13 protein-coding genes and 1 other RNA gene are annotated in these 16,947 nt (G+C 38.5%); 13 read left to right on the forward strand and 1 reads right to left on the reverse strand.

What is annotated here, in order from left to right; translation table 11 throughout:
* The first annotated feature begins 25 nt into the window (after positions 1 to 25).
* The 9 genes from rnpB to PT278_RS01365 all read left to right on the forward strand — a co-directional run bounded on the left by rnpB (position 26) and on the right by PT278_RS01365 (position 10,635).
* Positions 26 to 383, forward strand: an RNA gene (gene rnpB, locus PT278_RS01325) — RNase P RNA component class B.
* Positions 384 to 452: 69 nt separating this feature from the next.
* Positions 453 to 1,577 (forward strand): class I SAM-dependent RNA methyltransferase, encoded by a 1,125-nt coding sequence (locus tag PT278_RS01330; RefSeq protein WP_277129646.1) that lies wholly within the window; start codon positions 453 to 455, stop codon positions 1,575 to 1,577.
* Positions 1,574 to 2,803 carry a metallophosphoesterase gene (locus PT278_RS01335; protein ID WP_277129647.1) on the forward strand — a complete coding sequence of 410 codons (1,230 nt, stop codon included), beginning with the start codon at positions 1,574 to 1,576 and terminating at the stop codon, positions 2,801 to 2,803. The genes PT278_RS01330 and PT278_RS01335 overlap by 4 nt, the downstream gene beginning before the upstream one ends.
* Before the next feature lie 14 nt (positions 2,804 to 2,817).
* Positions 2,818 to 3,153 (forward strand): acyltransferase, encoded by a 336-nt coding sequence (locus PT278_RS01340; protein WP_277129648.1) that lies wholly within the window; start codon positions 2,818 to 2,820, stop codon positions 3,151 to 3,153.
* Positions 3,154 to 3,342: 189 nt separating this feature from the next.
* Positions 3,343 to 5,019 carry a formate--tetrahydrofolate ligase gene (locus PT278_RS01345; RefSeq protein ID WP_277129649.1) on the forward strand — a complete coding sequence of 559 codons (1,677 nt, stop codon included), beginning with the start codon at positions 3,343 to 3,345 and terminating at the stop codon, positions 5,017 to 5,019.
* 9 nt (positions 5,020 to 5,028) lie between these two features.
* Entirely contained in the window at positions 5,029 to 5,493 is a 465-nt protein-coding gene (gene lspA / locus PT278_RS01350; RefSeq protein WP_277129650.1) for a signal peptidase II, read from the forward strand.
* Positions 5,486 to 6,394 carry an RluA family pseudouridine synthase gene (locus PT278_RS01355; RefSeq protein WP_277129651.1) on the forward strand — a complete coding sequence of 303 codons (909 nt, stop codon included), beginning with the start codon at positions 5,486 to 5,488 and terminating at the stop codon, positions 6,392 to 6,394. The genes lspA and PT278_RS01355 overlap by 8 nt, the downstream gene beginning before the upstream one ends.
* Positions 6,395 to 6,398: 4 nt before the next feature.
* Entirely contained in the window at positions 6,399 to 7,454 is a 1,056-nt protein-coding gene (locus tag PT278_RS01360; protein ID WP_277129652.1) for a carbamoyl phosphate synthase small subunit, read from the forward strand.
* A gap of 4 nt (positions 7,455 to 7,458) precedes the next feature.
* Positions 7,459 to 10,635, forward strand: a complete 3,177-nt coding sequence (locus tag PT278_RS01365) for a carbamoyl phosphate synthase large subunit (RefSeq protein ID WP_277129653.1) — start codon at positions 7,459 to 7,461, stop codon at positions 10,633 to 10,635.
* A gap of 51 nt (positions 10,636 to 10,686) precedes the next feature.
* Here PT278_RS01365 and PT278_RS01370 read toward each other — a convergent pair whose 3' ends face one another.
* Entirely contained in the window at positions 10,687 to 12,375 is a 1,689-nt protein-coding gene (locus PT278_RS01370) for an NFACT RNA binding domain-containing protein (protein ID WP_277129654.1), read from the reverse strand.
* Positions 12,376 to 12,753: 378 nt separating this feature from the next.
* On the opposite strand from PT278_RS01370, the gene PT278_RS01375 reads away from it, so the two are divergent.
* The 4 genes from PT278_RS01375 (at position 12,754) to PT278_RS01390 (ending at position 16,918) form a co-directional block, all read left to right on the forward strand.
* Positions 12,754 to 13,167: a MarR family winged helix-turn-helix transcriptional regulator gene (locus PT278_RS01375; RefSeq protein ID WP_277129655.1), complete on the forward strand. Its 414-nt coding sequence runs from the start codon at positions 12,754 to 12,756 to the stop codon at positions 13,165 to 13,167.
* A 73-nt stretch (positions 13,168 to 13,240) separates the two neighbouring features.
* The gene (locus tag PT278_RS01380; RefSeq protein ID WP_277129656.1) at positions 13,241 to 14,119 is read left to right on the forward strand and encodes a DegV family protein; all 879 of its coding nucleotides are present in this window, start codon (positions 13,241 to 13,243) and stop codon (positions 14,117 to 14,119) included.
* A 49-nt stretch (positions 14,120 to 14,168) separates the two neighbouring features.
* The gene (locus PT278_RS01385) at positions 14,169 to 14,792 is read left to right on the forward strand and encodes an NUDIX hydrolase (RefSeq protein ID WP_277129657.1); all 624 of its coding nucleotides are present in this window, start codon (positions 14,169 to 14,171) and stop codon (positions 14,790 to 14,792) included.
* A gap of 155 nt (positions 14,793 to 14,947) precedes the next feature.
* A complete protein-coding gene (locus tag PT278_RS01390) occupies positions 14,948 to 16,918 on the forward strand; it encodes a S9 family peptidase (RefSeq protein ID WP_277129658.1) in 1,971 nt (656 codons plus the stop codon).
* Positions 16,919 to 16,947 lie beyond the last annotated feature (29 nt).

Here is a 16,947-nt window from a genome sequence, read left to right on the forward strand (position 1 = left end):
TTTTGGTATAATCTTTTTTAGTGTGAATTTTGAGCAGTCGCGGTTTGGCTTTATGCCAAGCTGAGGAAAGTCCACGCACGCACGAGCTGCGATGCTTGTAGTGTTCGTATTTAGCTCAATAAGCTAAAGAATTTTTGATTACGGCGGAAAAAGTGCTAAGTCTTTGATATGCATGACTATCCTGAAAAGTGCCACAGTGACGAAGCAGCAGTGGAAACGCTGCTGGTGGAACGAGGTAAACCCTGCGAGCGTGCAACCCAAATTTGGTGGGGGCGTCTCAACCTAAGAAATTGAACTAAAGGTTGGATTACTTTATAGTAAAGATAGATGGCTGCTGAAGGTGATTTTGCCAAAATTACCGGAACAGAACGTGGCTTATAAATATTTGCACTGGCAGCGTTGAGCTTTTCGAAGGGCTCAACGCTTTTTTTAAGAAATGAAAAGGATTATTTATGAAACAATACCAACTTTATACAACAATGGGCGCGGGCTTTGAAAGTGTCGTTGCCAAAGAATTGCAAGCACTTGGTTATGAAACTAAAACAGAAAATGGTCGGGTTTTCTTTAAGGGTAATCAAGAAGACATCGTTAAGACTAACCTCTGGCTGCGGACCGCAGACCGCGTTAAAATTCTGTTAAAGGAGTTTAAGGCGACTGATTTTGAGACGCTTTATAACCAAGTTTATGATATTGACTGGGCTGAATTGTTGCCGATTGATGCTAAGTTCCCGGTTCAAGGCCGCTCTGTTAGATCAAAATTGCATTCTGAACCAGGTATTCAGTCAATTGTCAAAAAGGCAATCGTTAACAAAATGTCTGACCAGTATCACCGGCGCGGCTTTTTGCCAGAAAGTGGTAATGAATATCCGCTCGACATTCACATTTATAAAGATACAGCGCGGATTTCATTGGATACAACTGGCGCCAGTCTCTTTAAACGTGGTTACAGAATTGAACACGGTGGCGCACCTCTAAAAGAAAACTTTGCGGCGAGTTTAATTAAATTAACTCCTTATGATGGCACTCATCCGTTAATTGACCCAATGACAGGATCGGGGACCCTGGCAATTGAAGCGGCATTAATTGCCAAAAATATTGCACCAGGTACTTGGCGGAAGTTTGCCTTTGATGGTTTTGACTGGTTTGATACCAGCTTACACGAAACAGCTTTGGCAGAAGCAAAAACACTGGTTCGACCTTTAGAGCAGCCAATCTGGGCAAGTGACATTGACCAGTCAATTTTGGAAATTGCCAAGTTAAATGCCCACAATGCTGGCGTGCTGCAGGATATTAATTTCAAGCAGGTGGCAGTTAAGGACTTTGCGACAGATTTAGAAAACGGCATTATTATCGCCAACCCGCCGTACGGTAAACGTTTGAAGGATAAAGAATCTGCCGAAGCTCTCTATAAGCAAATGGGCGAAGTTTTTCATAAGTATGATAGCTTTAGTCAATATTACCTGGTTGGTGATCCTGATTTTGAAAAATGTTTTGGTGCACGCGCAACTAAAAAGCGTAAGTTATTTAACGGTAACCTGCGCGTAGACTTCTACCAATATTGGGCAAATAAAAAATGATTACAGATAAGTTAAACACTGAATTTTGGGTAATTACAGATACACATTTAATTGCGGACAGTCTTCACGACAATGGTCCAGCTTTTGTGCGCATGCAAAACACCAGTCAAGGTAAGGACTTGGTGTATCAAGAAGTAGCTTTGAGTGCTTTTTGTAAAATGGCCCAAGAAAAGAAGCCTGCCGCAATTATTGTAACTGGTGATGTCACTTTTAACGGGGAATTAATTTCCGCACAGAAGTTTCAAGAAATTTTTAGTAGTTTAACCGAAACTAAGCTATTAGTTTTGCCTGGTAATCATGATATTTACGATGGTTGGGCCCGCAGCTTTAAAGGTGAAAAACAAATTCTTACTCCGCAAGTTGGGCCCGCAGCTTGGCGGCAGATCTTTAAATCGTCATACGATTGCAGTTTAAGTCAGGACCCACATTCACTGGCATACAGTGTGCAGCTAAATCCGCAATATCTATTGATAATGCTGGATTCAAATATTTATGGCACACAAGAAAATTTCACTTCGCCAATTACTGCAGGGCAGATTAGTGATGACCAGTTTGTCTGGCTTGAGAAGCAATTAATCAACGCGCGCAAACAACATTTACGGCCTCTGCTCTTTATGCATCACACGCTTTATGTTCATAACCCTGCAGTTAATCGCGGGTTTGTCTTAAATAATGCGCCAATGCTTAGGCAAATATGCAGAGAGTTTGACATCAAGATGGCTTTTTCTGGTCATATTCACGCACAAAATATTGCTGGACCGGTTGGTAAGACACCTACAATTGAAGTTGTGACTTCGAGCTTTTGTTCTTACGATCAAGCATACGGTGTTGTCCAAGTAAATCCTGAAAAAGTTACGTATCAACGGAAAACTTTTGCCATGGAGCCATATTTGACTAAGGTTCAGCAACAGAATTATACCTTGACCCATTTTCACCAATATTTAAAAGATATTCAGTTGCGTAATTTAAGCAGCAATTCTGCTATTCCTGATCCTTTGGCCGAAAATCAGCCACCATTAATCAAACAGGTAAATGAGTTATTTCTCAGTATGAATTATAATTATTTCACTGGTCATAATCATATTAGTCAGAAAGAACTTGACCGAATTCATGATTCGGTAGCTTACCGAACGCTTGAAGCACAACATCCTAAATTCCGCAATTACATGAGAACACTGTATGACACAACAGATCATAGCAACTTGGAAGCCACAGTTGAATATTAATCAGGAGTAGCTAAATGAATAAAAAACACTTTATTATTCTTGGCCGTGTAGGGTTAGTTTATTTTAGCTGGGTATTTATCGTTCTGTTCCTCAGCTTAATCTTGGCCTATGAAGGAACTCACGTCAAAAATTGGCCGGCAATAATTCTTGGCATAATTTTTGTAATCTTGCTCATTTATACCTTTTTAACTTCTTATTGGAATAAAGAGTACTTGAAACTGCCGTTTAGAGCTAAAGTAACATGCAATAAACAACCTGAATTATTCTGGCAGTGGCATTATTTGCATATTTATGTAATTACTGTTGCCGATTTAGAAAAATATTATTTATTACGAATTGCTAAAAATTAAGTCAAAAAATAGCCAGCTATCAAGCTGGTTATTTTTATTATCTGTAAATTAACCTGCAATAAAGAAAATGTTCCTAAAATTTGTTATAATAGCAGTTGATTTTAAATAAAGGTGGGACCTAAATTCTAATATGAAAAGGCAAGCAGATATATGACAACTTAATTTTAAAAATAGAAGGAAGAATTCTAATTGAAAACAGATATTCAAATTGCTCAAGAAGCACAAACTTTACCAATCAATGATATTGCAGCTAAGGCAGGTTTAGCCAAAACTGACCTTGAACCTTATGGCTATGACAAGGCTAAGATCAATTGGCCAGCTATTAAAAGAATTCAAGCTAACGGACATCTAGGTAAGCTAATCTTGGTGACTTCAATTTCACCAACTCCAGCCGGCGAGGGTAAATCAACAATGACGATTGGTCTTGGCGACGCCATTAACAACCAATTGCACCAAAAAACAATGATTGCTCTGCGTGAACCATCAATGGGACCTGTTTTTGGTCTTAAGGGTGGTGCAACTGGCGGTGGTCAAGCACAGATCATTCCTATGGAAGACATTAATTTGCACTTCACTGGCGACATGCATGCATTAACTGCCGCAATTGATACTTTGGCAGCACTTGTTGACAATTATATTTATCAAGGAAATGACTTACATCTTGATCCTGATAAGATTGTCTTGAAGCGCGGAATTGATGTTAATGACCGCAGTTTACGAAAAGTCACGGTTGGCCAAGGATCTAAGTTCAATGGTATTGAGCACGAATCAAGTTTTGCGATTACAGTTGCCAATGAACTAATGGCCATTTTGTGCTTAGCTACAGATATTAATGACTTGAAAAAGCGGGTTGGGGAAATGCTAGTTGGTTATACAACAGATGATGAACCCGTTTACGTTAAACAACTTGGTTTTCAAGGTGCAATTGCTGCTCTTCTTTCTAATGCACTCAAGCCTAATTTGGTACAAACAATCGAACATACACCCGCATTAGTTCATGGTGGACCATTTGCCAATATCGCTCATGGGGCTAACACAATTATGGCAACTAATCTTGCCTTACACCTCAGCGACTATACTTTAACTGAGGCCGGCTTTGGTAGTGACCTTGGCGGTCAAAAGTTCATGGATTTTGTCTCTACTAAACTTGATAAAAAGCCAGATGCCAGTGTTGTTGTGGCAACTGTACGTGCATTAAAATATCAGGCTGAAGGTTCAACTGACAATCTAGGTACCGAAAATCTGTCTGCTTTACGCAGCGGTTTTAAGAACTTAGAACGTCACATGAATAACATGCGTAATTATAATGTTCCCGTAATCGTCTTAATTAATCGGTTTGCGACTGATACTCCAGCAGAACTTGATTTATTAAAGCAATTGGTTAACGAACAAGGAATTGAAGCCATGGTTGTTGATTACCATGAATTAGGTTCTAAAGGTGGTATTGAAGCTGCTCAAGCTGTTGTTGATTTAGCCAATTCCGGAAAAGCTGACTTAACGCCAACTTATCAGGAAAATGACGACATTAAAACTAAAATTAGTAAAGTTGCCGAAAAGATTTATCACGCAACAAGTGTTGAATACAGCGAAAAGGCCGAGCAAGATATTCATGAATTAGAGAAGATTGGAAAAGATAAATTACCAGTTATCATTGCTAAAACCCAATATTCATTCACTGATAACGCCAAATTGCTGGGAGCACCAACTGATTTTACTTTACATGTTAAGGGTGCAAGTTTAAGAAACGGCGCTGGCTTTATCGTAATTACGACCGGACATGTTTTAGACATGCCAGGATTGCCTAAGCATCCAGCAGCACTTGATATTGACGTTGATAACGATGGTAAGATCAGCGGTTTATTCTAAAATTTATTTATGCAATTTTTATATTTAATTATTTCTTTCGTAGTTGTTTTTGCGGATCAGGGGCTTAAATCCTTTATTAGCAATAATTATAGCCTGGGTGAGGTTCATCAAGTCATACCGCATGTTTTGTCATTTACTTATGTCCAAAACAATGGTGCTGCTTGGAATATTCTCACTGGACAAATGTGGCTGTTTTATTTAATTAGCATCTTTGCAATTGGTGTTTGTCTTTATTATTTATTCAAACCTAAATACAAAAATGGTTTGTTTGATTGTGGACTAGCCCTTGTTTTAGGCGGAATTATTGGTAATTTAGTTGACCGGATTCACCTCAAATATGTCATTGACATGTTACAAGTGGATTTTATCCATTTCAATATTTTTAATATTGCTGATTCGGCAATTACTGTTGGTATTATTTTGATTTTTATTTATCTATTGTTTTTTGATGAAAGTGGTAACGTGAATGACTGAAACCTATCAGCTTGAAGTTAAGAGTGAGCAAGGCCGGCTCGACAAATTTATTGCAGCTCAAATTGCAACCTTATCGCGCACACGGATCAAAGAGTTAATTCAAGATAAACAAATATTGGTTAACAACAAACTTGAAAAAGTGTCCTATAAAGTCCAGAACGGCGATCAAATTTCAGTAACTGTTCCGGCACTTAAACCCTTGGCTGTTACTCCGGAAAACATTCCACTAGACATTGTTTATGAAGATCAAGATGTTATTGTCGTTAATAAGCCGCAGGGAATGGTGGTGCATCCAGCAGCTGGACATCCCGACCATACCTTAGTTAATGCACTTTTATATCATACAAAAGATTTGGCAGATAGCCCTGAAGGTTTTCGTCCGGGAATTGTCCATCGCATTGACAAGGATACATCAGGCTTATTAATGATTGCCAAAAATGCCAATGCTCGCGAAAGTTTAGAAGATCAATTGGCCCATAAGACTAACAAGCGTCAATATTTGGCCATTGTTCATGGCAACTTCAGTGAGAATAGCGGTGTGATTGACGCGCCAATTGGACGCAATCATTATAACCGCAAGAAGATGGCCGTTGTTGAAAATGGCAAAGATGCTGTCACGCACTTTACAGTTTTAGAACAATTTAAGGACTACAGTTTAATCCGCTGTCAACTAGAAACCGGCCGGACGCACCAAATTCGTGTTCATTTGTCTTATATTGGGCATCCCGTTGCTGGCGATCCACTATACGGACCACACCATACTCTGGAAGGTCATGGTCAGTTTTTACATGCCCAAGTTCTAGGCTTTTCACAACCATCTAGTGGCAAATGGCTTGAGTTTCAGGTAGACCCACCTCAGATCTTTCTAGAGCGGCTATCCGAATTAAGAGAAACTAAGTGATTAGATGAAACGATATTTAATTCTTGAAGACGGCAGTTCATTTGAAGGTGAGGGCTTTGGTGCCTCAATCATTTCAACTGGCGAATTAGCAATTCAGACCGGTAATTTTGGGTATCAAGAGGCATTAACCGATCCAACTAATGCTGGCAAAATTCTTGTCTTTACAGCACCAATGATTGGCGGCAACGGGATTAATGCAATTGATTACGAAAGTATTAACCCCACTGTTAAAGGCATTATTGCCAACGATGTTGCCCGTAACATCTCTGATAGCGAAAACTTTCAAGATTTAAATTCTTTTTTGCAGGAAAAGAACATCCCTGCACTATATGCAGTTGATACACGGGCATTAGTGCACCTATTAATTACAGAAAAGACAATTAAGGCGTCAATTATGGACGCCAGTGATGCGCATGCTTTTGACCAAATTAAGGCGCTTGTTTTACCCAAAAATAAGTCGGCCGCAGTTTCAACTAAGAACGCCTATGCGGCGCCAAATGTTGGCAAAACCGTTGCCGTTTTGGATTTGGGGCTCAAGCACTCAATGCTGCGCGAGTTATCTTTAAGAAAGATTAATGCGACCGTACTGCCATTTGATGCTTCCGTAACAGACATTGATAATTTGCGACCGGATGGCATTATTATCTCAGGTGGACCTGGAAAAGCTGCTGAAGTTAAGGCTACTTTAGAACCAGTATTCTCCCATTTTTATGGGAAATATCCAATTTGGGGTATCGGTTTGGGCTTTTTAGCACTTAGCGATTATCTCAATTTTGAATTAGTTGACCTGCCTGAAGAATTTAATGGGACTAATTATCCGGTTATCGAACAAAATTGTAACCACATTTGGCAGACAGCGATGAATATTTCACAATTGGTGTTAGCTGATAGTGTGCAAATGGAAATGAAGCAGGAATATTTTGACCTGCACAGTGACTTATTAGCAGGATTTTGCAATCCACAGAAAAAGATAATCGGCACAGCTTTCAACGCTGAAGGTGCACCTGGCAGTCTTGATGCACTATCTATTTTTGACGATTTTGTAAAGATGATGGGGTAGAAGTATGCCTTTAGAAAATGATTTAGGTAAAATTTTAATCATTGGGTCAGGGCCGACATTAGTAGGAAGTGTGGCAGAGACCGATTTACTTACTTCAGATGCCATCAGGGCACTGTTAGAAGAAGACATCCATGTGGTTCTTGTTAATCCTAATCCAGCAACAATTTCAACTGATAAAAGACCAGGAGTAACTGTTTATTTAGAGCCAATGACCTTGGACTTTCTCAAGCGAATTATTCGTATGGAAGAACCTGACGCAATTATTCCTGCATACGGCTCAACCACTGGCTTATCGGTGACTCTTGACCTAGTTAATGACGGTATTTTACAGCAGATGGGTATTAAGCTGCTCACGTTAAATAAAGAAACGTTGATGATTAATTCCCAACAGAAGATGACTGCTTTTCTTAAGCAAAACGGTCTTGAAATTAATCAAAATTGGAAATTATCGGACTTTTCTAGTGATAACTTAGCTCATGAATTGGATACTAAAGTTACTTTCCCGATTTTAATGGTTAAGAGAGAACGTTACTTATCCAATAAGCAAATCATTTTTCAAAAGTGCCAAGACTTAGTTGCTTATATCAAAAAAGAGCGGCAGTGTGAGGGCTTTTCCTGTGATAATTACCGCTTAATTGAGGATTTATCTTCATGGGAAGAAGTTATCGTTAACATTATTCGCGATAATGACGGTAATGTCTTGTTTACCAGCTTTGCGGATTCAATTGAACCAGTTGCAGTTAACGCCGGTGATTCCGCAATGGTCATGCCAGCATTAACATTAAATAACGACCAAGTTCAACGGATTAGACAAATCGCACAGAAAATCGCGGCAAGTTTAAAGATTGTTGGCATTTTAAATATTCATTTTGCCGTCAAGCATCAAGGGACAAAATTTGATGTCAAGATTCTAACAATTAAGCCGCGCTTAACTAGAAGTGCAATTTGGTCGCAACGAATTGACCTTTATAGTATTGGTTACGTTGTTTGCAAAATTGCAATTGGCTATCGCTTAAATGAAATTACTGATCCAATGTCAGGATTAAATGCGGCAATCGAGCCAACCCAAGATAAGGTTGCTGTCCGTATGCCGTATTGGTCACTAACACAATTAGGAACCAATCATTATTCTTTAGGCAAAAGGATGCAGTCAGGCGGTGAAGCTATCGGAATTGGCCGTAATTTCGAAACAGCCTTTTTGAAAGGACTAGCCTCAACTGTTAATCTCAATACAGCAGTGCAGCTATTCATTTCTGAAAAAGACAAAGACGAGGAAGAAATTAAACAAGATTTACTTCATCCTGATGAACTGCACCTGATTAGATTATTGGCAGCTATTGCCAAAGGTTTTTCTTATCAAGAATTGCAGCAGTTGGTGCAGCTGCATCCCGTTTATTTTCAAAAATTGCAGAATATTGCCGAAATCGGCCGTAAGTTAAATGACACTAAGCCAAGTGATGAGTTACTAATTGAAGCAAAAAGACGCGGCTTTCGTGATGAGTTGATAGCCACCTTAACTGGTATTAATCTTGATGCCTTGCAAAAACATCTTAAAAAATTGCACCTGACGCCGTCTTACTTACAGATTGACGGGTCAGCAGGTGTTTATCAGCCGAAAGTTCAAGCATATTACAGTGCTTTTGGCGTTCAAGATGAGGTTCAGCCTCTAATAGCTGATAAGAAGGTATTAGTTATCGGCATGCTACCAGCACAGGTATCGGTTACCAGTGAATTTGACTACATGGTTAGTCATGCGGTAGAAACTTTACATAAAAATAATTATGCCACTGTGTTGATTTCCAATAATGATGAATCAGTAGCTACCAGTTATAAGTACACCGATCGCATCTACTTTGAACCGGTCACGGTTGAGAACATCGTTCAGGTTGCTCACAAAGAAAACATCAAGGATGTTTTGCTTCAATTTTCTGGCAAAAAAATTAATGCCATGGGGGAGAAGCTGGTTCAACGTGGGTTAAACGTCTTAGGCAATCATAGTGAAAATCCCGTTGATAAAATCAAGCAGCTTTCGGCAACACCAGTCAAATCACTCAAGCAAAATTCACTGTTAACAACTACTGATGCAAAAGAAGCAGAAGCATTTGTTAGTGAACATAATTTCCCGATTTTAATTGGTGGCTTTAATAATCAAGGCGTTAAGCAAAAGTCGGCCGTTGTTTACGATCAGCCAGCTTTAGAAAAATATGTCGCGGAAACTCAACTATCAAAAGTAACTTTGTCGCATTTCATTGAAGGCAACAAGTACGAGATTACGGCAATTTCTGATGGTAAAGATGTTTCTATTTCCGGAATTATTGAGCACCTAGAACAATCTGGCTCACATGCTTCGGATTCAATTGCGGTCTTTAAACCCCAAAATTTATCTAAGCAAGGCAAGAAGCTGTTAATTGAATATGCATCTGAATTAATTAAACGGTTAAAAATGCGTGGGATCTTTACACTGCACTTTTTAATCGTTGATAAAAGCATTTATCTATTGCAAATTAAGCCGTATGCCGGGCACAATGTTGCGTTCTTATCGCAATCATTGGGTAAGGACATTACAGCCTGTGCCACAGAAGTATTAACTGGCAAAAATTTAGCTGACCTAGACTGTAAAATGGGTTTGTGGCATTCAAACAACTTTATTCACGTTAAAATGCCTGTCTTTTCGTATGTTGACTACAATAGTGGCAACACTTTTGATTCGAAAATGAAATCTTCTGGTTCAGTAATGGGCCGTGACACGGAACTTGCCAAAGCTCTTTACAAGGGTTATGAAGCCAGCGGCTTACACATTCCAAGCTTTGGGACAATCTTTATTTCTGTTCGTGATGAAGACAAGAAAAAAGTAACAGAGTTAGCACAGCGATTTGACCGCTTAGGCTTTAAAATTGTTGCGACTGAAGGAACCGCTAATGCCTTCGCTGAAGCCGGCATTACAACTGGTGTGGTGAGCAAGGTTCATTCAGATCCAAATAATTTATTGGAAAAAATCGGCCAGCACAAGATTGTCATGGTAATTAATATTACTAATCTTTCTGATACAGCAAGCGGTGATGCAATTAAGATTAGAGACGAGGCTTTGAACACGCATATTCCTGTCTTTTCCAGTATTGAAACTACGGAATTAATCCTGCATGTCTTAGAATCACTATCTCTAACCACACAGCCAATTTAAAAATTGAATTAAAAGGCGCAAAAGCGAGAATGCATTGCATTCTCGCTTTTTTTAATCGATTCTTTTATTCAAAACACTGTCTTTTTCTGGTGTAACTTCAATAGAATTCTGACCAGTATAGATAACAAAACCAGGTTTAGCACCATTAGGTTTCTTAACCCGCTTATCTTGAACATAATCAACTTGCACATGTGCTGAATCCTTTGCCTTAGAAAAGTAGGCGGCAATTTCAGCGGCTTCGACAATATCCGTCTCGGTTGGTGAATCATCCTGCAGGATAACATGTGATCCAGGAATGTTCTTAACATGGAACCAAAGATCAGTTTTATTAGCCTTTTTTAGCGTTAACCAATCATTTTGATAATTATTTTTTCCAACCAGAACTGTTTTACCAGAAGTAAGTTTGAACTTATTTAAATTATGTTCGGTAATTTTCTTACGGCGCTTTTGCTTTTGCGGCCGGCGAAGATAACCTTGACTGATTAATTCATCAGTAATTTGGTCAATGTCTTGCGGCTCTGCATTATCAATTGCCGTTTGAATTGAATCAAAGTAGGTTAGGTTATTTTGCGCGATTTCAATCTGCTGCTTAACATGCTTAATTGAATCGCGTAATTTTTTATAACGAGTAAAATATTTTTGACCATTACGTGCTGGGGATAGGGCCGCATCAAGTTTGATCTCAATCGGCTCGTTATTGTCATAATAATTAGGTAAAGATATTTTTGTCATTCCAGGTTTAACTTGACCTAAATTCGCATTTAGAATTTCCCCCCGAATACGATACCCTTCAGAATTTTCTGCCTGGTCGAGCTGCTTATTAAGCTTAACAATTTTTTTGCTTAACTTTTTTTGCTCATTTTTAACGATTCGCTCAACTTGGCTTGCCTTTTGCTTAACCCAATCACGGTTAGCTTGATATTGGTAAAATTCATCTAGAGCATGATTCAAGTCAGGATCCGTACTTTCCTGGACCAAATCTAAGTGGTAGGGAAGGTAGGGGAAGATTTTGCGCTTGTTGTTTGGCGTTTTTAAAACAAAGGCACCAGATTTATCAAATTGCTGCATAAAAGTGGTAAAGGATGAATAAGTATAATCATCTTCCAAATAACCGGTCAATTCATCACGGTCATCTTTATCCAAGCCGCCAATCTTTTTAACAAAAATAGCCGGTTCACACCCAGTTATTTCCTGCTTAAAGTCATCTTCTGTTAGGTCAAAACCATTCAAGCCCGGGTTAAGAGGCGGCAGTTCATATTTTGCCTTTGGCAGTAAAATTCGTGCCCGGTTTTCATCTGGATTAATTCGCTTTAACAAATCAATAATATGGCCACTTGTTTGGTCGTACAAAATCACATTACTGTGGCGACCCATTAACTCAACTGACAGAATAAGTTGTACTTGATCGCCAAGTTCGTTGCGATTACTGAAGCAAAGATTGATAATGCGATCAACACCAACTTGATTAATCGATTGCAAAACTGACCCTTCAAGATATTTTCGCAGCACCATCACAAAAGTGGGTGCCTTATCCGGATTACTGATCGCTTGCTTAGTTAAATAAAATCGTGGATATTGTGCGTTGGCTGAAATCAGCAGTTGCTGATTTTTACGCTCTTTTCTAAAAGTCAAAATTAAATCCTGACTGAAAGGCTGGTAAATCTTTGATAAGCGCCCGCCAACAAGGACAGGGGCCACACTGTTTAATAGACTATGAATGAATAAGCCGTCAAATGCCATATATATCACCTCAAAATACGAACTCTATTATACCAATTATTTCGTAATAAGTATAAGATGTCCTTTAAGCAATTTTCTTAAAATAACGTACATCAACAATATATTAATTAAATTAATTTTAACTAAACAAATCATTGCAAAAAGATGCTATACTAGTAATATATATTAATGGATACTTGTATTTATTAGTTATAAGTTAAAATTAATACCAAAATGTTTCACAATAAAATTATTTGCATACTAGCCATTGTTGTTTCACACTCTATCTGATATGATAAAACCTCATTTAACAATGTTATTTAGCTTTTTAATTGTTAAAAATTATAGTATGAAAAATAATTTTGTCTTTTAGTTATTCAGAGGAAAAGGGTTAGTTGAATGGATATTTTATCTTTTAGCACGATTGCCGCGCAAATAAAAAATGAAATCAGTCGTACATGTGGGTTAAACTTATCGCAAACTAGGATTTTACTATATTTTGATAAAAATGGTAATCAGCCATTAAAAATGGGAAGTTTAGCAAATAAGCTAAATATTTCTTTATCAACTTTAAGTAGGCAATTGCAGCAGAAAAAGACGTTAACATTAGTAAAAATCATTCGTTCAGAGAGTGATTCTAGTAAGTCAGTTGTTTTAAATGATGCTGGCGTTCGTAAATCAGATGAATTAAAGGCTACTTTAAAGCAGATTGAACAAATGCTCTTTGAAGACCTATCACAAGGTGAAATCAGCCAGTTGAATGCTATCATTAACCAGCTATTAACTAAGTTAGAAACTGCAAAGTCTCTTTAGGTAGTAGAATGACCGCCTATTTTTATGCTATAATTTCTCTGTATCACATATTAATAAGCGAAAGGTTAATTAGATGAAAATTGCATTAGTTACCGATAGTACTAGCGTTATAACTAAACAAGAAGCTGAAGACAATAATATTATTGTTGTACCAATTCCAGTTATTATTGGTAATCAGGAATACTTAGAGGGTATTGATATTACTTCCGACAAGCTTTTTGAGCTGCAGAGAGAGGGCGCAGATTTTCCTAAGACCTCACAGCCAAGTATGGGTGACATGATTACACTTTTTGACAAGCTGCATGATGAGGGATACGAGGCAATTATTGCAATCACACTTTCTAGTGGTATTTCTGGTTTTTATCAGACTTTATGTAATATTGCTCAAAATCATCCAGCATACAATCTTCATCCTGTTGACACTAAGATGACTGTGCGTTTGCAAGGTAATTTAGTATTGGCTGCTGCCAAGATGATTAAAAACGGTTTAGATTTAACAACAATCCTTGACCATTTAGATAAAATTAGAGCAACAATTGATGAAGTTTTTGTTGTTAATGACCTTAAGAATCTAAGTCGCGGCGGTCGGTTAAGTAACGCTGGTGCATTTATCGGCTCAATGCTCAATATCAAGCCACTGTTAACTTTCAAAGACGGTGACATTGTTGCATTTGACAAAATTCGGTCAATGAAACGTGCTTTTACCAAAATGGAAAATTTGACGGTTGAAAAAATTAGTCAATTGCCATACAAAGATAAAATCAAGTTATTCATCATTGATTCAAACGATGAAAGCCAAGTTAAGGAAGCCAATGAATTCTTGCTAAAAGAATTTCCAGATAAGACAATTTCAATCACTAAATTTAGTCCCGGAATTGCGACACACTTAGGTGAAAAATCACTTGCCATTGGCTGGATGATTGATATTGACAAAATTGATTTAACAAAATAAAAAGCAGCTGCTATAGCTGCTTTTTCTGTAGTATTCAAAGGAAAAAGTTATGGATAAAAAAGATCAGTTTACTAATTGGGCAATTGAATTACAAAGTTTAGCGCAAAATGGGTTAGAATATGGTCATGATAAATTTGACCGGGAACGCTATGAACGAATTAGAGCTATCGCAACCGAAATGATGGCCGCTAAAACCGGCTTGCCATTAAAGCAGGTCAAATCATTATTTAGTAGTGATGACGGCTACCAAACCCCTAAATTAGGGACACGGGCCGCAATTTTTAAGGACGATCAAATCTTGCTGGTCAGAGAAACTATCGACGGTGCTTGGTCAATGCCTGGCGGCTGGTGTGAACCCAACATGTCTGTTGCCCAAAATTGTATTAAGGAAGCCAAAGAGGAATCAGGACGTGATGTCGAAGCTGAACGCGTGATTACAATTTGCGACCATAACCATACAATTCGCGGTGAACGGGCAATTAATGTCGTTAATGTATTCTTTTTGTGCCGGGAAATCGGCGGGGAGTTTGTTAAGAATACTGAAACAAGCGACTGTCGCTATTTTAGCCTTGAAAATCTGCCGAAATTATCAATTGAGCGCAATAGTGAAGCCGAAATCAAGACATGCTTTGATGCATATCACGATCCTAACTGGCAGACAACTTTTGAATAAAACTTCAAATACACGATTGGCGGAAAATTACTGTCAATCGTGTATTTTTATTAGTTAGAAAAAGGATTGACAAAAAAGGTCAGAATAGTAAGATTAATTAAATTAATAAATAATGAAATAATATTTAATATAATTAATCAAAGGAGTGCAGAGCTATGACGAAAAACATCGCACCGGAAGACCTTTATCAGTTAAGATCAGTTTCGCAAGTACGATTTTACGATGATAAAATCTTTTTTACTGAAAATTTCATTAAAAAAGACAGCAACAGTTATTTAGCCAATTTGGTTAGTCTCGATCAAGATAAAAACTATCGCATTTGGAGGCAGGGAGGGCTAAATAGTAGTCCACGAGTATTGGGCGATTTTCTCTATTATCTTCATCAAGAAGACGGCGAAAAGCCGCAACTTTACAGAATGCCAATTGATGGCGGTAGTGCACAGCCGTTCTTGTTAACTGATAATGATGACGTTTCCGTTCAAGAATTAGTTGTTTCAGATGATGCGCAAGCTTTGTATGTGAAGACTAAGAAAACTAAGGAACAACCTAAATTCAAAACGGAAAAATTCCCAGAAGTTAGACACGTAACCAAACTGAATGGCCGCTTAGATGGGTATGGTTGGTTTGAAAATGATGCCGAATTTTCACTGATTAAGGTAGATAAACTAACGCAAGAAGCAACAGTTTTATTTACAACTAAGGACGATTTTGAATTAGCAGCAGCCAAAGCAGGGACTATTGCTTATATCAGGGGGCGCCAGCCTGAACTTGATACTGATATTGATTACACCAAGGCAGTGTATCTTTATAACGAAAAGATGGGTACTACCGAATTAATTACTAGTGAAGTTGCTCAAGGGAGTTTTTCTGCCGCGGCATTTTCACCGGACGGGACAACTTTAGCATTGGTCGGCAATGATAACAGCTATCCAGGGCAAACCGTTAACGATCTGTGGCTGTATTCTTTAGCAACTAAACAATTGACTAATTTAACTCAGCAGTTGCCCGACGTTGATGTAGGATACGAAGCAGCTCTAACTGCAGACTTTACCCAAAATTTATGCAGCAACAGTGTAGTTTGGTTAGATAATGAACAGTATGCTTTTACTGCTTTACATCACGGTCACAGTCAATTGTACCTTGGTAATCAAGATACTGTGCAATTAATTCGTGATGAAGCCGAAGATATTACTGACTTTTGTGCAGCTGGTCCAAAGCAATTGCTTCTGACAGTTTCAAAACAGGCATTGCCAAGTGAATTATTACTCCTTGACCTTGAAACTAACACCACGAGCCAGTTGTATAATCCTAATCATGACTTCGAACAGACCCATAGTTATCTTAAGGCACAAAAATTCACTTATCTGTCCAAAGACAAAACACAAGAACTGGAAGGCTGGTACCTGCCTGCAGCAAACCAGCCTAAACATTCTCCGGTATTGTTATATGTTCACGGTGGTCCACATGCAGCTTATGGTGAAGCCTTTTTCCATGAATTTCAAGTTTTAGCTAGTTGGGGCTATGGAATAGTTTACGTTAATCCACGTGGCTCAACCACATACGGTCAAAAATTCTGCAATGATGTTGACGGCCATTACGGCGAGAACGACTTTTCTGATGTCTTAGCTGGTTTAGATTATGCCTTAGAACATTTCCCTGAATTAGATAAGAACCATCAATACATCGCTGGTGGTTCTTACGGCGGCTTCATGACAACTTGGGCTGTAGGGCACACCAAGCGGTTTAAAGCAGCGGTTGCCCAGCGCTGTGTTAGTGATTGGATCAGCATGAACGGCACCTCAGATATCGGTTATTGGTTCGACCGTCAAGAACTGCAGGCAGGCTTATTCAGCGACGACGAAGCCCTTGAAAAATTTTGGCGAATGTCTCCGTTAGCTTATGCCAAAAACGTAACAACGCCGATTAGATTACTCCATGGTGAATGGGATATGCGTTGTCCAATCTCACAAAGTGAGGAGTTCTTTACTGCCGTTAAACTGGCAGGGGCAGAGACCGACATGATTCGCTACCCGCAATCATTCCACGGCGTGTCACGTAATGGCTTGCCGTCTATTAGAATCCACAGAATGCATGATATTAAAGAATGGTTTGATAAACATCAATAAAAAATATCGCAGTTTTATATCAAAAAGCC

This window comes from Lactobacillus sp. ESL0703, assembly GCF_029433435.1.
Classification (GTDB): Bacteria; Bacillota; Bacilli; order Lactobacillales; family Lactobacillaceae; genus Lactobacillus.